This is a genomic window from uncultured Salinicola sp. (assembly GCF_937921195.1).
Taxonomy (GTDB): Bacteria; Pseudomonadota; Gammaproteobacteria; order Pseudomonadales; family Halomonadaceae; genus Salinicola.
Genome location: NZ_CALFQK010000188.1, coordinates 1 through 17,295, shown reverse-complemented (window position 1 = coordinate 17,295; position 17,295 = coordinate 1). Strand labels below are relative to the sequence as shown.

Below are 17,295 nucleotides of genomic sequence, written 5' to 3'. Positions count from 1 at the left end.
GGCATCATCGACTACGCGGAGCACTCGCTGGGTGGCGACAGCGAGGCCAACGCCATCGCCTTCGTCCAGCTCAACGTCGACGGGCAACGCGTCTGCGCCGTGGCCGAGGACAGCGACACCGTCAGTGCCTCGCTCAAGGCGATCCTCTCCGGGATCAATCTGGCCGAGGCCCAGGGTGCGCCGCAGACCACCGAGGCGCGCGCGACCACCGTCGATTGAGCGTCACCGACCGCTGCGAGGCAAGACGAGAAGGGCGCCCATCGGGCGCCCTTCTGCGTTGTCGAGATAGTCTCGAGGTCGGCTCGGCTCAGGGGTAGCTGGGGGGCAGCAGCGTACGCAGATCATTGTTGAGCGGCAGCTCGAAGCTGGTCGCGCCGAGGATTGCGCGATCGGCGATACGCACCACCCGGGCGTTGACGAACAGCCGATCCTGGGCCTGAGCGTAGGTGCCCACCAGCACCGCGCTGGCGTCGTAATCCTGACTCAGCCGCTGCACGTTACGCGACAGGATCAGCTCGCCGGTGTTCTCTTCGATGTAGAGGCTGTTGCGCAGCTTGACCTCGATCACCTGCTGGCCAGACTCGACCAACCGCGAGACGAACATTTCGCTCAGGGTACGGCCCAGGGTCGAGGATTGCCCGAGGTGGTCGACGTCGACGAAGGTGGTGGCGACCAGCGGTGCGGCGTCGTCGAGCCGCCCCCGGCTGTTCTCGACCAGCGCCTTGGCTGCCGAGTCGACCCGCTCCAGGGTGGTCGGCTGGTGTGGGCGGCCGTTGGGGGCGAGCATCGAGCAGCCTGTCAGTGCCGCCAGCAGCAGCACGAGCAGCAGCCGAGCGTAGAAAGATACGTACATTGCGGAACTCTCTCGGCTGCGCCTCACCATTGCGACGATACCTTGAGCTGGCCCTGCTCGGCAGCCGGCGCACGGCCGTATTGGCCGCTATCGCCGGGGTTGATGTAGTAGAGATTGGAAGAGGAGTAGAGCAGGGTCTGGTACTCGTCGGCCTGGACGGTGATGATCACCTCCTCGTCGCTCTCCGAGGTCCAGCTGCCGCTGAACAGGTCGACCAGCCCGGCGGCAGGGATCAGCGCCAGCGAGGGCTCCGACCAATGGTTGAACGGAATCGTTGCCACCGCGATGCCCGCCGCCAGCGCGGTCAACGCGCCCTGGGGTGGGCGGATCGGCTGGCGATCCCGGTGTGCCACGACCTGCACGTCGAAAGTGACGGTGGCCGCGCCGAGATCGCTGGTCCTGACCGTGGCGCCCTGTTTCACCAGCTCGCTGGTCAGCAGCGAGCCAAAGCCGCGGCTGAAGGCGGTTGCGGTCTCGGGGGGCCTGATATAGAGCGCGCGCCGGTCGAGCCTGCGGTCGGCCATGATGGCCTTGGCCTCGTGCCGCGCCAGCACCTCCCAGTGATAGGCGGCCTGCATACGCTGCTGGGTGGTCGCCGGGTAGGTGGTGGCCAGCGGGGCCTGGGAGGTGTTGACGCCGAAGCAGCCGCTCAGCAGCGGCAGGCCGCAGAGCAGCACCCAAGGTTTCAATGACATGTGTAGAGAGTTCCTGTCCGATCGCCGGGACGTCTGTATGGTTATGGCTTTCGGAGAGTATCGGCGGGCACGCGCTCGGCTTGAGCGCGGCCGGGGAAAACTGCGTCAGGCGAGCGGTTTCGCTCTCCCTGGCGCCTACTCAGGGTTCGTAAGAAAAGTCGGCGAGCGCAGGCATTTTTCAGACGGAGCTTAGCGATCGCTGTCGCTGCGGATCTGCGCGTGGCTGATCAGGGCGAAGATGAAGGTGCCGCCGACGACATTGCCGAGCAGGGTCGGGAAGCCGAAGTGGAACAGGTATTCCGACCAGCCGGCGTGGCCGGAGAAGACCAGGTACATCACCTCGGTGGAGCCGACGATGATATGCGTGAACTCGCCGATCGCGACGAGGTAGGTCACGATCAGGATGACCCAGATCTTGGCGCTTCCCGCGCTGGGCAGCAGCCAGACCATGGTCGCGATCATCCACCCGGCCACGATGCCCTTGGCGAACATCTGCATCGGCGTGTTCTCGAGGATGTGCTCGCCCAGCGCGAGGAACGCCTCGTGGGTCTGCATCGAGAAGATCGGCAGTGCCAGAATGGCCCAGGCGGAGACGGCGACGCCGACCAGATTGCCCACCAGCACCACGCCCCAGAGCCGGAGCAGGCACATGAACTTGCCGAGCCGGGGTTGGCTCATCACGGGAAGCACCGCCGTCACGGTATTCTCGGTGAAGAGCTGCTGGCGGGCCATGATGACCACCAGGAACCCCACCGTGTAGCCCAGTGACTCGACCAGGAACCCGACGTCGTTGTCCGGCAGGTGCGCGCGCAGCAGGCCCTTCGCCAGCATCGAGAAACTCATCGAGAGGCCGGCGGCGATGGCGGACCAGAGCAGGGCCGATACGGTCCGGCTCAGCTCCGTTTCCCCCTCCTCCCGGATGGATTCATGCACGGCAGCGGCGCGGGAGGGTAGTTCCTCGCCGTTGAGCTGGAGATCGTGCTCATCGTCGTCGTCTTTAGCCACCCGGCTGGGCGGGGTGAGATTGTGGCGTTTGCTCAAGCGGTCATTCCTCGTCAGCTGAAAAGTGGCGGAGCGGAGGCGGCGAAAATCACCGCCGAGGCCTCTGCGATCGATGTTCACAGGCGCTATGCTTGAACGATAGTCGTAAATGCGACAAGGAGATAGCCAACGATGTCGCCGGAATCCTGGACGATGCTGATGCACTTGGGGATGGCCTGGCTGGCGGGAAGCCTGATCGGGCTGGAGCGGACCTTTCATGGGCGGCCGGCGGGCTTCCGTACCCATGCGCTGGTCTGCGTATCGTCGGCGCTGCTGATGATGGTCACGATGTATCAGTGGCAATGGCTGGGGACGGAGGTGCCGGAAACGACCATTCGCACCGATCCCACCCGAATGGCTCAAGGAATCATGACCGGGATCGGGTTCCTCGGCGCCGGCGTGATTTTCAAGGAGGGGTTGACGGTCCGGGGGCTGACCACGGCCGCTTCGATCTGGATCACCTCCACGCTGGGCATTCTCTATGGCATCGGTTTTCTGTTCCCGGCAGTGGTGGCGACGGCAGTCACCTTGCTGACGCTATCGCTTTTCCGGATGGTGGAGGGGCGTATGCCCAGCCGGATCTTTGCCCGTTGCATCCTGCGTTTCGACAGTCAGAGCGTCATGTCCGAGCGCCAGATTCATGACCTGATGGGGGCTCATCGGTTCAGGATCGAGAGCCTGAGCTACCGGACGCGCGACGAGGGTCGTCAGTTCGAATACCGCATGATGTTGCGAACGCATGACCGCAAGTACATTCCGCCACTGGCCGCCGATCTGCGCGACCACGACCGCCTGCTGGAGTTCCAGCTCTCTCCCACGGGGGATTGATATCGAGAATGGTTGTCATTCCCCCGTCAGTCGATAGAGTAGGCGCTCCCGAATAGTGGCGAGGCAGTCATGCAGCAACGTGAAGGACGTCCGGCTTTCTGGATCTTGATGGGCGCGGTCATGCTGTCGCCACTGGCGATCGACATTTATCTGCCGGCGTTGACCGCGATGGCGGATGAGTTCGAGCGTTCCCATGCTGCCTTGCAGCTGACCATCACGCTGTTTCTGATGAGCGTCGGTGTCGGTCAGCTCATGGTCGGCCCGCTGACCGATCGTTTCGGACGCCGTCCCGTGCTGTTGGGGGGCGCTGCCATCTACATGGTCGCGGCGTTGATCGGCATGTCTGCCGTGTCGATAGAGATGCTCTACGCCTCCCGCGTCCTGCAGGGGTTCGGCGCCTGCGCCTCCGTCACCGTGGCCTTTGCGGCGGTGCGTGACAGCTATACGCCCATCGAGGGGGCCAGGCTCTACAGCTATCTCAACGGTTCGCTGACGCTGGTGCCCTCACTGGCGCCGGTGCTGGGCGGGGCGTTGACAGTGGCGCTGGGGTGGCGCAGCAACTTTGCCTTCATGACCGGGTTTGCGGGGTTGCTGTGGTTGGGTGCCTACTGGCGCTTCGGGGAGACACGGCCCCACGACACGCCGATCGAACGGCGGCTCTATCGCTGGTCGCGCTATCGCCCGGTGCTGGTCCATCGGCGGTTTCTCTACTACGCCATTCTCGTCAGCACCATGATGGCGGCCATACTCGTCTATGTGTCGGCGGCGCCGGTGGTGATGATGGATAGGCTGCGACAGCCGGAGTGGGTCTTCAGCCTGTGGTTCGGCGGTAATGCCCTGGTCAGCACCGTGGCGTTCTTCATCGTGCCCCGGCTGATGGCACGGTGGGGGCGGAAATCCACCGTGCAGCGGGGGCTGGTCGTCGTCGTGGGCGGAGGTGCCCTGATCGCTTGCCTGTACTGGAGCGTGCCGGTTTCCGTGCTCACGTTCATGGGGCCGGTGGCAGTGCTTTCGGTGGGCTTCTCGATGGTGCTCGGTGCCGCGGCCAGCCTGGCGCTGGAACCGTTCCCGGAGCGGGCGGGGACGGCGGCGGCCCTGCTGGGCGCCATTCAACTGGGCGGCGGTGCTTCGCTGGCGACCCTGCTGCTGATCACGCCACTGGCACCACAGACGTCTCTGGCGCTGATCTGTTGTGGTGCCGGTGCGGCGCTGTGGGCGACAGCAAGAGCGATGGCGGACACCGATGTCGCCGCCAGCGAGTGACTGGTCCGTGGAGAGAGTTTGCCGTGCCGTTGTCACAGCCATGCCGAACGATCGGCAACCGTCTCGCTGTCGCAGCCGACTCTTCGTCGCCTTGCGATCGATGAGACGGCACGGGTTGTCGTTGCGTTGGGGTGAGGTTTAACACGTCGCATATCGGGACGCCGCCAACGCGCTAGAATGAGCGGGTTCGTGGTAACGGCAGCGCGAGACATCACGGCACGGGCGAGATGATTCGACCGGCCTCGGGAAAGGACGATACAGGTATGGCCAGTCCTGGCAAGGAAAGCACATGGTTGATTCTCAACGGGAAATCGGCGCAGCAGCCGGAGATTCGTGACGCGGTCGAGGATCTGCGCCGTCAAGGTCACGATCTCCAGGTCCGGGTCACCTGGGAGGGCGGCGATGGCGTCTGGCTGGTGGACGCCGCGGTAGCCGGTGGCGCTTCGCGAATCATCGCCGGCGGTGGCGACGGTTCGATCAACGAGATCGTCGCCGGACTGATGCGCCAGCCTCCGGAGCGTCGCCCGGCTCTGGGCATCCTGCCGCTGGGCAGCGCCAACGACTTCGCCCACGGCCTGAATCTGCCGATGGCGCCGCGTGACGCCTTGAAGTTGGCCCTGACCGGCAGCGTCAGGGCGGTGGACGTCGGCAAGCTCGATGACGAGGCCTTCGTCAATGTGGCCTCGGGCGGGTTCGGTGCCGAGATCACCACCTCCACCCCGGTGGGGCTGAAGCGGCTGCTGGGCGGCGGGGCCTATTCGTTGATGGGCATGTTGAAAGCGTGGAATTATCAGCCCTTCGAAGGCCACCTGCGCTGGCCGGAGGGAGAAGCGAGGGTTCCGCTCTTCATGCTGGCCATCGGTAACGGATGCCAGGCTGGAGGCGGGCAGCGCCTGGCGCCCTCCGCGAGATTGGACGACGGTCTGCTCGAACTGCTGTTCGTGCGCCACTTCAACTCGCTGGGCGAGCTGAAACGCATCATCGACGAGCTCGAGAATCTCCCCCAGGATGGGGAGTTCGTGCGCTATCTCCGCGTACCATGGGTCGAGTTCGACAGCGACGGCGCCTTTCCGCTCAACCTCGATGGTGAACCACGCCGCTACGAGCACTTCCGGGCATCGCTCGATTGCGAGGCTTTGCCGCTGGTGGTTCCCGAAAACTGCCCCTTGATAGGCCGCGCCGGTTGATATCGGCCGGCGATGGGGCAGCGTCATGAATCGGTCAATGCAAAAGGGCGGGCTCGACATGGATGACTTCATGCAGGCAGCGGTCGAACAGGCGAGGCGCAGTCTCGACGAGGGCGGCGTCCCGATCGGGTCCGTCCTGGTCCACCGGGGGGAGATCATCGGGCGAGGGCACAATCAGCGCCAGCAGCGGGGAAGCGCCATTCTCCACGGCGAGATGGATGCGCTGGAGAATGCCGGCCGCCTTCCTGCCGCTGTCTATCGGGATTCGACGCTCTACACGACACTGTCGCCATGCCCGATGTGCAGCGGTGCGATTCTGCTCTATGGCATACCCAGGGTCGTCGTCGGCGAGAACCGAACCTTCATGGGCGAAGAGGCGCTGCTCAGGGCGCGTGGCGTCGGGGTCGAAGTCCTCGACGATCCGGTGTGCCGGGAGTTGATGTCACGGTTCATCGCCGCCCATCCGGAGGTTTGGCACGAGGATATCGGCGAACCCTGAGGACCGGGCGGGGCGCTTTCGGGCTTTGGGGGGCGCACTAAAAAGCCCACCATCCGGTGGGCTTTGCTCAAGGCGGTGAAACGCTTGGAATCGATCCCTGCGTCTGGAACCTTTGGCCGGGTTTAGCCAGCAACCTTGATATTGGCGGCCTGAAGGCCTTTCTTGCCCTGAGTGACGTCGAAGGTGACCTTCTGGCCGTCCTGCAGAGTTTTGAAGCCTTCTGCCTGAATTTCGGAGAAGTGCGCGAACAGATCATCGCCGCCGTCATCGGGAGAGATGAAACCGTAGCCTTTGGTGTCGTTGAACCATTTGACAGTGCCAGTTGCCATTGTCGATATCCTTAACTTGCATAGTGATGTACCCGAGCCTCCCGGGGGATGCCCGAAATGCGTGGTCAGACTAGGGGGGAATGCGCACTAGGAGTTCGACGAGATCGACTAACAACTGACGACATTCTACCTGCAAACCTACGCAACGGATGTTGCATTGGGCGATATACCTCGTCAAGCGCCTGGGGGCTTGACTTTGGTAGCATCGTTTCCCATGCCCCGCATATGAACCATAGATGGAAAATTTATGCACGTCTACAGCCCGCCAACGCCTTTTTTCCGGGCTGATCGCGTCACACGGTATGGTTTTATTAACCCTTTTTAAGAAGATTGACAGAAAACCGTCATGCTCGGCCCGACAGACGCCGCTGCTGGCGGGGAATGTTCGGAGTTTGCCGTCGACAGTGGCGGGTACGTCTCCCCAACGTCGAGGTCGCAGCGGGTATCTCGGCCGACGTCGTGGCCGAGCCGCCGTCCCGAATCCGGCTACGTATCGTCCCGAACACGGCTATGTATCGTGTCGGCGACCTTGGGTAAGCTGTCGCTCGCTGTCTATGGGGTGCGCCGGCGCAGCGAGACTGTGCTGGCCAGTGGTTTTCAAACATCAAACGAGTCTGGAGCAACGCGCGTGGCACAACACGGTCTGAGTCTCAACGACACGCACAGCAAGGTCATCGGTTACCTGTTATGGATCTTCGGGTTCACCGGAGCCCATCGGTTCTATTACGGCAAGCCCGTGACCGGTACGATCTGGTTTCTGACGCTGGGGCTGTTCGGGATCGGTTGGCTGATCGACCTGTTCCTGATCCCGAGCATGGATCGCCAGGCGGATCTGCGCTTCCGGGCCGGGCCCACCAGCTACACCCTGGCCTGGATCCTGCTGACGTTCCTGGGGGTGTTCGGCATTCACCGCATGTACATGGGGAAGTGGATCACCGGATTGATCTACCTGGTGACCGGCGGCCTGTTCCTGGTCGGGGTTCTCTACGATTTCTGGACGCTCAACGATCAGATCTCGTTGAAGCATGCCCGTCGTGGCCTATGACCGACCCCTCGGCTGGTCCGCTGGCTGGATGAAATTCATGACGTCACAGGGAGGTGACGTATGTCGGAGCGCATGAAGCTCACCGATATTCTCGAAACGCTCGACCGTCAGGTCGAGGATGAGACGATAACGTTGCAGGACATCGTCGATACCTTCAACGCCCGGGGGTTCGGTCCCGTGGTGCTGTTGCCGGCGCTGATCGCGCTGCTGCCGACCGGTGGCGTGCCGGGGGTGCCGAGTCTCTGCGGTGTCTTCATCGCGCTGATGGCGATCCAACTGGTCCTCGGGCGCAAGAGCCCATGGCTACCGGGGACCCTGGCCGAACGCGGCATCAGCCACGAACGGTGGCATCGCGTCACCCAGCGCGCCAAGCCGTGGACGCGGAGAATCGATCGATTCCTCGCGCCGCGGCTGCCCTGGCTGATGGGGGATGTGACCCAACGCCTGCTGGCGCTGCTGATGGTCGTGCTGGGGCTCGGGATGATGCCGCTGGAGTTGCTACCGTTCGCCGCCGCCATACCGGCCCTGGCGATCGTCATCATGGCGCTCGGCCTGACCGCCGGGGACGGTTTGATGATGCTGATCGGCCTCGGCATCACCGTGGCCGGCGGTATCGGCATCGGCCTGTGGCTGCTCTGACCGGCTCGGGCCCCGGTCCTTTCGACCCGAATCGCCCCGGACGTCCCGAATTGGCACTCCATTCCCGGACGGACGGGGCATTGCGGTAGTGCGGTTGGGCCGGTTCAGTTCCGGGCGATCAGGGTGGGGTCGTAGTTCCCCTGGCGCTCGGCCTGGGAGAGCATGGCGACGCCCTGGGTATCGCCCTGTTTGGCCAGACTCTCGAAGATGACCCGATAGGCCAGCACGGCCTGCACGTAGTCCCGGGTCTCGCGGAAAGGGATGCTCTCGACGAAGCGGTCGAATTCCCGCGGTGCGCTGGCCAGCCATCGGTCCACGCGCTGGGGGCCGGCGTTGTAGGCCGCCGTCGCCGCAATCCGGTTGCCACGATAGCGCTCCAGCATCGAATGGATATAGGTGCTGCCGAGACGGATATTGACCTGGGGCTCGAACAGCTCCGAGGTGCTGGGGGCGCTGATGCCGAGATTGCGGGCGACGTGGTCGGCGGTACCCGGCATCAGCTGCATCAGCCCGCGCGCTCCCACGGGGGAGGTCGCCTGGGGGTTGAAGGCACTCTCGCGCCTTGCGATGCCCATCAGCAGATAGGGGTCGACCTGGTTGACCTCGCCCCACTTGATGAACGAGTCGCGATAGGCCGACGGGAAGCGCCAGGGCAGGGCGTCCCACTGTTTCGCGGCGATGGTGGTCTGTATCGCCATGCCGTACCAGCCCTGTCGGATCGCGTAGTCGGCCAGCGCCTCGGCCTGGTCCGGCGTGTCGCGAGCGGCGGCGGTATACCACTCGCTGCGCGCCAGGCCCTCTTCACCGATGCGCATCAGCGCCTCGGTGCGCTTCACCACCGGCAGCATGCCCGTCAGTTCCTGCTGCAACGTCGAGACCTGGGTGTTGGCCATCTGCAGTTGATAGGGCTGTCCCAGGCGATCGGCGGCGGCAAAGCCGAAGAAGCTGCGATCCTGCGCGGCCAGCTGGTAGGCCTGACGCGCCTTGGCCTCGTCTCCCATCGCCTCGCTGGCGCGCCCGAGCCAATACTGCCAATGGGCCTCCGCACGCACGTCGGGCGGGAGCGCCTCGCTCCAGCGCGCGACGTTGGGCCAATTGCCCTCGGTGACCGCATTGCGGATGCGCAGCTCGATCAGGTCGGCGTCCGCGAGACGCGGCAGCGTCGAGTCGACCCAGCCCTGATTGTTGTCGACGTCGCGAACCATGGAGTAGAACGCCAGATCGTGTTCGATTCGGTGACGTCGTTCCTCGCTGAGCGAGACGTGGGGGGCGATCTTGCGCCAGGCCTCCAGCGAGGCTTCGGTATCGGCGCGCGTCAGGCCGTGCATGGCGGCGGCGATCAGGGCACCACTGGCCTCGCCGTCGGGCCCCAGGTCCAGCGGGACCCGGGTGACCCCGGCGTAATTGCCGCGGACGCCGTCGAAGCTGTCGATGGCGCGCTGCCAGGCGTCGTCCAGGCCGCGCTGGAGATAGGTGACCAGCCCATCCTGACCGTTCTCCCACGCCAGCATCATGCGCTCCCAGGTGTCCTCGTCGGTCAGCACGCCGCGCTGCTTAAGCGTCGAGAACAGGGTGTCGCAGGCCTCGGGCTGGGAGGCGCCGACGTGCCACAGCTTCTCCCCGCCCGCCGCGGCCTCGGCCGGATCGCGATCGAGAAGCGCGGTGTAGTAGTAGCACTGCCGGATGGTGGCGGAGGGTTCGCCATCGCTGATGGCCAGCAGGTCGTCGAAGCGTCCCAACTGGCCGAAGCGGGTCTGGGCGGCGCCGCGCATCCAGTCCGCAAGCGGGGAGTCGCCATGGCGAACGATAAAGTCGTTGACCTCCGCCGCCGACGCGCTGGAGAGCCGGGCGCGAAGCCTGTGGTACTCCACGTAACCGGCCAGCACATGGTCCTGTATGGCGGCCTGGTCGATATCGTCCCAGCGCCGGTCGCGGGCGGCATCCAGCGCCTGCTTCATGACTCGGTCGTCATTGGTGCTGACGTCGGCCGACGTCACGACGGCTTGGGCACCGGTGCTCAAGCCCATGGCGCCGGCCAGGCACCAGCTGAACCAACGTCTGCGGATGGGCAATGCGGGCATTGGGTCTCTCTCTTTTCAAAGCGCTCTCGTCGTCGAACGCGGCTGGTCCGATCGGGCTGCGGTCGACGACGTCTCTCCGGCGAGGCCGTACCGGTGGCGCCGGTGGAAGAGGTGGCGCCGCGGCCGGGCCGTCCGCCAGGAGCGGGTCGACTCATGGCGCCCATCGTCGCCGATGGGGAGCGACTTGGGTAGCCCCGTTTCACAACGCCAACGTTGAATCCGGGTCGAATCGTGACCATCTACAGGGACAGGTGACAGCGCTTGCGCCATCTTCCCCCAATCCATCACTAGAGGTTCGACCATGAATCCCTGGCGTTTCGTGACCCAGCTCTCCCGCCTCAGACAGCGTGGCGGCGCCCTGGCCCGGATCGGACGCGCGTTTCGCGTCTTCGGACCCATGAGCATGGACGTCTTGCGTGGACGCTACCGTCCCATTCCGTGGGCGGCTTTCGGGTGGATGGCGCTGGCGCTGGTCTATCTGGTGTCGCCGCTGGACCTGATCCCCGATTTCCTGATGATCGTCGGGCTCGTCGATGACGTCTTCATCGTCGGCTGGTTGCTGACGCGGGTCGACCGGGCGATGGGCGACTATCGGCGCTGGAAGGGCATCGACGACGACGAGGTGGTCGTCGACTGAACCCGCTTCCCGCGAGCTCGGCTTGAAATGGGGCTGGCCAGCCCCATATCGCTGAGCACCCAATTTCGTTCGTCTTCATTTCCCGTTTCGTCTTCATTACGCAAAACCGTCAAGAGGCCATCAATGACCACCGCGACTCAAGAAGAAACACTAGGCTTTCAGACCGAGGTCAAGCAGCTTCTCCATTTGATGATCCACTCCCTGTACTCCAACCGGGAGATTTTCCTGCGTGAGCTGATTTCCAACTCGGCGGACGCCTGCGACAAGCTGCGCTACGAGGCGCTTGAGAACGATGCGCTCTACGCCGGCGACGCCGAGCTGCGCATCGAGATCGAGCACGACGCCGAGGCAGGCACGGTCACCGTGCGCGATACCGGTATCGGCATGAATCGCGATGAAGTGATCAAGAATCTGGGCACGATCGCCAAGAGCGGCACCGCGGACTTCCTCAAGCAGCTCTCCGGCGAGAAGCAGAAAGACGCCAAGCTGATCGGCCAGTTCGGCGTGGGCTTCTACTCCGGTTTCATCGTCGCCGACGAGATGGTCGTGCGTACGCGTCGCGCCGACAGCGATCAGGGGGTCGAGTGGCGCTCGAAAGGCGAGGGCGAGTTCACCATCGCCGATATCGACTACCCCCAGCGCGGTACCGAGATCGTGCTTCACCTCAAGGACGACGCCAAGGAGTTCGCCGACGACTTCCGGCTCAAGAATCTGGTTCGCAAGTACTCGGACCACATCGATGTGCCGGTGCGCATGCCCAAGGTCGAGAAGGCCCGCGACGAAGAGGGCAACGAGATCGAAGGCAGCGAGACCGTCAGTTGGGAGACCGTCAACGAGGCGACCGCGCTGTGGGTGCGACCCAAGGCCGAGATCGGCGACGACGAGTACAAGGCGTTCTACAAGCATATTGCCCACGATTTCAGCGACCCGCTGACCTGGAGCCACAACAAGGTCGAAGGCAAACTCGAGTACACCAGCCTGCTCTACGTGCCGGAGCGTGCGCCGTTCGATCTCTACCAGCGTGACGGCGTGCGCGGGCTCAAGCTCTACGTCCAGCGCGTCTTCATCATGGACGACGCCGAGGCCTTCCTGCCGCTCTACCTGCGCTTCGTCAAGGGCGTGCTGGATTCCCGCGACCTGCCGTTGAACGTCTCCCGCGAGCTGCTGCAGAAATCGCCGCAGGTCGACTCGATGAAGTCGGCACTGACCAAGCGCGCGCTGGACATGCTCAAGAAGCTGTCGAAGGACAAGGAGGCCTATCAGACCTTCTGGAACACCTTCGGCGATGTGCTGAAGGAAGGGCCGGCGGAGGATTACGCCAACCGCGACAAGATCTCGGGGCTGCTGCGCTTCTCGACCACCCATACCGACAGCGCGACGCAGGATCAGTCGCTGGCGGATTACGTCGAGCGCATGAAGGAGGGCCAGAAGAAGGTCTATTACATCGTGGCGGACAGTTTCAATGCGGCCAGCCACAGCCCGCACCTGGAGATCTTCCGCAAGAAGGGCATCGAGGTCCTGCTGCTGCACGATCGCATCGACGAGTGGCTGATGAGCCATCTGACCGAGTTCGACGGCAAGTCGTTTGCCGATGTGGCCAAGGGCGACCTGGAACTCGACGACATGGCCGATGAAGCCGAGAAGCAGGCGCAGGAAGAGACGGCCAAGTCGAAGGAAGCGCTGGTCAAGCGAGTCAAGGAGGTGCTGGGCGATGAGGTTCAGGAGGTGCGGGTCACCCATCGCCTGACCGATTCGCCAGCCTGCGTGGTCCTTCCCGAGCACGAGATGGGCTTCCAGATGCGTCGCATGATGGAGGCCGCCGGCCAGCCGTTGCCGGAGGTGAAACCGATCCTCGAGCTCAACCCGGAACACGCCCTCGTGTCACGTCTCGAAAGCACCGAAGGGAGCAACTTCGACGATCTGGCGCATATCCTGCTGGATCAGGCGGTCATCGCCGAGGGTGGGCACCTCGACGACCCGGCGGCCTACGTCAAGCGCCTCAACCTGCTGCTAAGTGCCTGATCGACATGACCTGATTGGGCTTGGTAAGTGCGACGGCCGGCTTGCAAAGCCGGCCGTCGTTCGTTTTGAAACAGCGTTTTTGCACGTTTTTTCCACAACCTTGAGGCTAATTGCTGTTAACCTGCCGTCTTCTTTCAAATGGGGGAGCGAGTATGTCGCGATCCTTTCCACCGTTTTCCAACCGCCGCCAGTGTCGCCAACGCGCCCGACCCGATCGCTTGCGGCGAGCCGTGACCGCGATCACCGGCGGCATCCTGATGCTGGGTGTCGCGATATTTCCGATAGCATCTCCAGCCGAGTCGCTATCCGAAACCGTAACGACCCTCGATGCCCGTATCCAGCCGCCGGCGCTGGATCCCGTCAACGAGCTGCCCAACCTGAATGAGATCAAGGCGGGCCCCAAGCGCAAGGCGGCCTTCCTGAGCATGCTGGTACCGCTGGTGCAGGCCGAGAACGCCCGCATTCAGAGCGACCGCAACTGGCTGGTGGGGGTGCGTTCCCGCATCAATCCGATCCGGCCGGACGAGAAGCGACGCCTGGCCCGACTGTGCGACGAGTACGGCGTCACCTGCGCGCCGGGAGAGGTCAGTCAGGCGCTGCTGTCACGGGTCAATACCGTGCCGCTGGAGATGGTGGTGATCCAGGCTGTCGAGGAGTCCGGCTGGGGGACCTCCAGGCTGGCCCGCGAAAGCAACAATCTGTTCGGCATGCGCTGTTTCAGCAAGGGGTGCGGTATCGCGCAGCGCGGCACCACACGACGTTTCCAGGTATTCGATAGCGTCCGCGACGGCGTCGGTGCCTATCTGCATAATCTGAATACCCACCGCGCCTACGCTCAACTGCGCGACCAGCGCGCCGCGCTTGCCACCAGAGGCAAGTCCATCTCCGCGGAGAAGTTGATCGGCACGTTGCACAACTACTCGACGTCACCCGACTACCAGCAGCAGCTGCTGTCGCTGTTGCGCACCAACGGTGATCTGATCCGCGACCATGGCACCGGCGATCCGTTCGCGGCAGGCAGCCCGGCCTGATTCTTCAGGTCGAGTCTCTTGCCCGAACCGATCCTCGCGAGCGCGACCGGCGAAATCGCCCGGTCGCGCCGGGTCGTGTGTGACCGGTCATATGGGCTAGACTACAGCCATTCCCCGCCAACCCGAGGAGGCCGCCATGGCCAGCGCGACATCCCTCGAGTCACTGACCTTCGATAATGTCTGGTCTCGCTTTCCCCAGGATTTCTTCAGCCGGGTGAGCCCGACCCCGTGGCGCGATACCCGGCTGCTCGACATCAGTCCAGCGGGCGCCGCGCGGCTGGGACTGGAGGTGGACGATATCGATCGGGGGCGATTGACCGCATTGATGAGCGGCGAGCGCCTGCTGGACGGCATGGAGCCGCTGGCCCAGAAGTACACCGGTCATCAGTTCGGAACCTACAACCCGGCGCTCGGCGACGGGCGCGGCCTGCTGCTGGGCGAGGCGATGACTTCGCAGGGGCCGATCGACCTGCATCTCAAGGGCGCCGGCCAGACACCCTACTCGCGCTTCGGTGACGGTCGCGCGGTGCTGCGCTCCTCGATCCGAGAATATCTGGCCGGGGAGGCGATGACCGGGCTCAAGATCCCGACCACGCAGGCGCTGGCGGTTGCCGTCAATGGCGAGAAGGTGATGCGGGAGCGTGTCGAGCCCGGCGCGACCCTGCTGCGGCTGGCCGAGAGCCACGTCCGGTTCGGTCACTTCGAATGGCTCTACCAGCAGCAGCGCGTCGAGGATCTCGAGCGGCTGATGCGCCACGTGATCGATCGCCACCGCTCCGACCTGGCCCAGGAGGAGGCACCGCTCGAAGCGCTGTTCCAGGACGTGGTCACCCGCACCGCCGAACTGGTCGCCCGCTGGCAGGCGTACGGTTTCGTGCATGCGGTGATGAACACCGACAACATGTCGATCCTGGGACTGACGCTGGACTACGGTCCCTATGCATTCATGGATCGCTTCGAGTCCAACCTGACCCCCAACCACACCGATGCCTCGGGCCGCTACGCCTTCGACCAGCAGCCGGGCGTGGCGCTATGGAACCTGACCGTGTTGGGGCAGTCGCTGACGCCGTTGATCGAGGTGGAGCGCCTGCGCGAGATTCTCGACAGCTACGAGCCCACGCTGCAGGCGGCCTACGCCATTCTGATGCGCGGACGGCTGGGCCTCGAGACCGAGCAGGAGGGCGATGGCGAGCTGATCGACGAGTGGCTGAGACTGCTGGAGAGCTCGCGGGCCGACTTTCATCGCAGCTTCCGCGCGTTGAGCGAGCGCGACGTCGTCGGTGGTCTGTCGCTGAGCGCCGAAATCGAGAGTCCGGAACTCGACAGCTGGCTGGAGCGGTATCGCCGGCGTCTGGATCAGGAATCCCGTGGAGACACCGAGCGGCTGGCGGCCATGCGGCGGGTCAATCCGCTCTATATCCTGCGTACGCATCTGGCGCAGCAGGTGATCGAGGCGGCGGAGGAGGGCGATACGCGTCCGCTGGCGACGTTCCGCGAACTGCTGTCGACCCCTTTCGTTCGTCGACCCGGCATGGAGGTATGGAGCGAAGCGCCGTCGGCCAGCGCGCCGCCCGTGTGTCTCTCCTGCTCGTCCTGAGTTTTCCGGTTATCGCATTGTCGCACGATGCCGCTCCCCAGGCCGGCATCGGCGCGATGGTGTGGAAGAAATGGGACCGGGCTGCTGTGTCAGCCCGGTCCTTTTTTGACTCGCGACATCCTTGACGCTCGCACTTCGTGGAGCGGCGCTGCTTACATCCTCCATCCTGACGATTTGTCGCCGATTTCTACCTTGCCTGGCCTTGTCTGGCGTTCGTTCGTCGATTTACCAAGCGTTTATTAATGAATAATTATTAAAAAACTCGTTTTCGTAGTTACCTTTTTTCATGATAAAGAATGCGGGTTTTGGCTGTTTCATGGGCATTCAACTGCATAATTTTCATGATTTATTTCAGTGTTTCTTGGCTTTATTCCGCTTGTCAATCGAGGGCGGCGTGCTAGGCTTTGTACGAAAACTAGCTGCGCTCGGCAATACGGCGTTAAAAATCGGCTCAAAATGCTCATTTACACCCCGTAAACTCCGCGTTTTCGCCGATTTTTGCCTTGTCTTGCCTTCGCTCGCTGACTTTTCGTACAAACCCTAGTGTTAGAACACGTCTGGTTGTGCAAGTTGTCTTTCTCTTCCACAGGAATAAAGGGACTTGTCATGGTTACTAATAATTTCTCCAAAAGCAGTCTGGACCTTAATGGCAAAGTCTCTCTCAACATGCCCACGGCGCTCGATTGGGGAGCGGATGGTCGCCTCTATGTCACCGAAGTGAGCGGGGAGGTGAAAATATTGACGGTGGCGTTTGGTGATCCGGCTCCCGATGATGGGGATGGTACCGCCAGCTTCTATGTCACCGACGCCGAGACCCTGTCATGGGTCAAGAGCATTCCCAACCACAACGACGATGGCTCGGCCAGCAGCACGAGCAGTCGCGAGGTCACCGGGATTGACGTGACCCCGCAGTACGACGAGAACGGGGCGCCGGTCATCATCGACGGCAAGCCGGCAGTCAACGTCTATGTCACCTCGAGCGATAGCCGCATCGGGGCGGGCAACGGGGGGGAAGATACCGGGTTGGATACGAATTCGGGAATCATCACCCGCCTGACCCAGACGGAGAGCGGTTGGGAGGCGGTGGATCTCGTCCGCGGGCTGGCCCGTTCCGAGGAGAACCATGCCCTCAACGGACTCGAGGTCATTCAGGAGCTCGACGCCAGCGGCCATCTGGTCAGTGAGAGGATCATCGTGGCGAATGGTGGCAACGCCAACGCCGGCGCGCCCTCGAACAATTTTTCCGGCCAGCAGGAAACCGCGTACAGCGCCGCCATCCTCGAGATCGACCTCGATCAGCTCAACGCAATGGAGGTCAAGACGGATGGCGGTCGGCAGTACATTTATGACGTACCGACACTCGACGATCCCTCTCGTGCCGGCGCAGAAGATGGCAACGATCCGTTCGGCGGCAACGATGGATTCAATGGCGGCAAGATCGACCCCGACGGTCCGGTGCAGATCTATTCCCCGGGATACCGCAACGCCTATGACGTGGAAGTCACCGAGGACGGACGTGTCTGGACCTACGACAACGGCGCCAACAAC

At 63.5% G+C, this 17,295-nt stretch carries 17 protein-coding genes; 12 read left to right on the top strand and 5 right to left on the bottom strand.

Annotated features, from left to right (window positions below; translation table 11 throughout):
* Positions 1–219 (top strand): alpha-isopropylmalate synthase regulatory domain-containing protein (locus Q0602_RS22350; RefSeq protein WP_298848148.1); only part of this gene is annotated, 219 nt, incomplete at its 5' end.
* Between the two features lie 88 nt (positions 220–307).
* Here the strand turns inward: Q0602_RS22350 and Q0602_RS22345 are convergent.
* The 3 genes from Q0602_RS22345 to Q0602_RS22335 all read right to left on the bottom strand — a co-directional run bounded on the left by Q0602_RS22345 (position 308) and on the right by Q0602_RS22335 (position 2,589).
* Positions 308–853 carry a FlgO family outer membrane protein gene (locus Q0602_RS22345; protein WP_298848146.1) on the bottom strand — a complete coding sequence of 182 codons (546 nt, stop codon included), beginning with the start codon at positions 851–853 and terminating at the stop codon, positions 308–310.
* A gap of 23 nt (positions 854–876) precedes the next feature.
* Complete coding sequence (locus tag Q0602_RS22340; protein WP_298848144.1) at positions 877–1,548, bottom strand: hypothetical protein; 672 nt, start codon at positions 1,546–1,548, stop codon at positions 877–879.
* Between the two features lie 189 nt (positions 1,549–1,737).
* Positions 1,738–2,589 (bottom strand): formate/nitrite transporter family protein, encoded by an 852-nt coding sequence (locus Q0602_RS22335; protein WP_298848142.1) that lies wholly within the window; start codon positions 2,587–2,589, stop codon positions 1,738–1,740.
* Positions 2,590–2,721: 132 nt separating this feature from the next.
* Between Q0602_RS22335 and Q0602_RS22330 the strand changes: the two genes are divergently transcribed.
* The 4 genes from Q0602_RS22330 to Q0602_RS22315 all read left to right on the top strand — a co-directional run bounded on the left by Q0602_RS22330 (position 2,722) and on the right by Q0602_RS22315 (position 6,366).
* Positions 2,722–3,417: an MgtC/SapB family protein gene (locus Q0602_RS22330; protein ID WP_298848140.1), complete on the top strand. Its 696-nt coding sequence runs from the start codon at positions 2,722–2,724 to the stop codon at positions 3,415–3,417.
* A 69-nt stretch (positions 3,418–3,486) separates the two neighbouring features.
* Entirely contained in the window at positions 3,487–4,680 is a 1,194-nt protein-coding gene (locus Q0602_RS22325; RefSeq protein ID WP_295035978.1) for a multidrug effflux MFS transporter, read from the top strand.
* Between the two features lie 263 nt (positions 4,681–4,943).
* On the top strand, positions 4,944–5,867 hold the full coding sequence (gene yegS, locus Q0602_RS22320) for a lipid kinase YegS (protein ID WP_295035977.1): 924 nt from the start codon (positions 4,944–4,946) through the stop codon (positions 5,865–5,867).
* 58 nt (positions 5,868–5,925) lie between these two features.
* Positions 5,926–6,366 carry a nucleoside deaminase gene (locus Q0602_RS22315; protein WP_298848150.1) on the top strand — a complete coding sequence of 147 codons (441 nt, stop codon included), beginning with the start codon at positions 5,926–5,928 and terminating at the stop codon, positions 6,364–6,366.
* Positions 6,367–6,488: 122 nt separating this feature from the next.
* Here the strand turns inward: Q0602_RS22315 and Q0602_RS22310 are convergent, their stop codons facing one another.
* Positions 6,489–6,695: a cold-shock protein gene (locus Q0602_RS22310; RefSeq protein ID WP_110600936.1), complete on the bottom strand. Its 207-nt coding sequence runs from the start codon at positions 6,693–6,695 to the stop codon at positions 6,489–6,491.
* Positions 6,696–7,323: 628 nt separating this feature from the next.
* Between Q0602_RS22310 and Q0602_RS22305 the strand changes: the two genes are divergently transcribed.
* Together Q0602_RS22305 and Q0602_RS22300 are read left to right on the top strand one after the other, a co-directional pair.
* Complete coding sequence (locus Q0602_RS22305) at positions 7,324–7,740, top strand: TM2 domain-containing protein (RefSeq protein WP_295035975.1); 417 nt, start codon at positions 7,324–7,326, stop codon at positions 7,738–7,740.
* A 60-nt stretch (positions 7,741–7,800) separates the two neighbouring features.
* Positions 7,801–8,379, top strand: a complete 579-nt coding sequence (locus Q0602_RS22300; RefSeq protein WP_298848137.1) for an exopolysaccharide biosynthesis protein — start codon at positions 7,801–7,803, stop codon at positions 8,377–8,379.
* 104 nt (positions 8,380–8,483) lie between these two features.
* Here Q0602_RS22300 and Q0602_RS22295 read toward each other — a convergent pair whose 3' ends face one another.
* Positions 8,484–10,460: a transglycosylase SLT domain-containing protein gene (locus Q0602_RS22295; RefSeq protein WP_298848136.1), complete on the bottom strand. Its 1,977-nt coding sequence runs from the start codon at positions 10,458–10,460 to the stop codon at positions 8,484–8,486.
* Positions 10,461–10,761: 301 nt separating this feature from the next.
* Between Q0602_RS22295 and Q0602_RS22290 the strand changes: the two genes are divergently transcribed.
* The 5 genes from Q0602_RS22290 to Q0602_RS22270 all read left to right on the top strand — a co-directional run.
* Complete coding sequence (locus Q0602_RS22290) at positions 10,762–11,097, top strand: DUF1232 domain-containing protein (protein WP_295035972.1); 336 nt, start codon at positions 10,762–10,764, stop codon at positions 11,095–11,097.
* Between the two features lie 123 nt (positions 11,098–11,220).
* Positions 11,221–13,119: a molecular chaperone HtpG gene (htpG, locus tag Q0602_RS22285; RefSeq protein WP_298848133.1), complete on the top strand. Its 1,899-nt coding sequence runs from the start codon at positions 11,221–11,223 to the stop codon at positions 13,117–13,119.
* Positions 13,120–13,271: 152 nt separating this feature from the next.
* Entirely contained in the window at positions 13,272–14,150 is an 879-nt protein-coding gene (locus Q0602_RS22280; protein WP_298848131.1) for a glucosaminidase domain-containing protein, read from the top strand.
* Between the two features lie 136 nt (positions 14,151–14,286).
* Complete coding sequence (locus Q0602_RS22275; protein WP_298848129.1) at positions 14,287–15,747, top strand: YdiU family protein; 1,461 nt, start codon at positions 14,287–14,289, stop codon at positions 15,745–15,747.
* Between the two features lie 729 nt (positions 15,748–16,476).
* Positions 16,477–17,295 (top strand): hypothetical protein (locus tag Q0602_RS22270; RefSeq protein ID WP_298848125.1); only part of this gene is annotated, 819 nt, incomplete at its 3' end.

Excerpts from the sequence above, each read along its gene's own strand:
- Q0602_RS22290 (WP_295035972.1), top strand. The coding sequence starts at position 10,762 with ATGAATCCCTGGCGTTTCGTGACCCAGCTCTCCCGCCTCAGACAGCGT.
- Q0602_RS22345 (WP_298848146.1), bottom strand. The coding sequence starts at position 853 with ATGTACGTATCTTTCTACGCTCGGCTGCTGCTCGTGCTGCTGCTGGCG.
- Q0602_RS22310 (WP_110600936.1), bottom strand. The coding sequence starts at position 6,695 with ATGGCAACTGGCACTGTCAAATGGTTCAACGACACCAAAGGCTACGGT.
- Q0602_RS22315 (WP_298848150.1), top strand. The coding sequence starts at position 5,926 with ATGGATGACTTCATGCAGGCAGCGGTCGAACAGGCGAGGCGCAGTCTC.
- Q0602_RS22280 (WP_298848131.1), top strand. The coding sequence starts at position 13,272 with ATGTCGCGATCCTTTCCACCGTTTTCCAACCGCCGCCAGTGTCGCCAA.
- htpG (WP_298848133.1), top strand. The coding sequence starts at position 11,221 with ATGACCACCGCGACTCAAGAAGAAACACTAGGCTTTCAGACCGAGGTC.
- Q0602_RS22295 (WP_298848136.1), bottom strand. The coding sequence starts at position 10,460 with ATGCCCGCATTGCCCATCCGCAGACGTTGGTTCAGCTGGTGCCTGGCC.
- Q0602_RS22340 (WP_298848144.1), bottom strand. The coding sequence starts at position 1,548 with ATGTCATTGAAACCTTGGGTGCTGCTCTGCGGCCTGCCGCTGCTGAGC.
- Q0602_RS22330 (WP_298848140.1), top strand. The coding sequence starts at position 2,722 with ATGTCGCCGGAATCCTGGACGATGCTGATGCACTTGGGGATGGCCTGG.
- Q0602_RS22275 (WP_298848129.1), top strand. The coding sequence starts at position 14,287 with ATGGCCAGCGCGACATCCCTCGAGTCACTGACCTTCGATAATGTCTGG.
- Q0602_RS22300 (WP_298848137.1), top strand. The coding sequence starts at position 7,801 with ATGTCGGAGCGCATGAAGCTCACCGATATTCTCGAAACGCTCGACCGT.
- Q0602_RS22325 (WP_295035978.1), top strand. The coding sequence starts at position 3,487 with ATGCAGCAACGTGAAGGACGTCCGGCTTTCTGGATCTTGATGGGCGCG.
- yegS (WP_295035977.1), top strand. The coding sequence starts at position 4,944 with ATGGCCAGTCCTGGCAAGGAAAGCACATGGTTGATTCTCAACGGGAAA.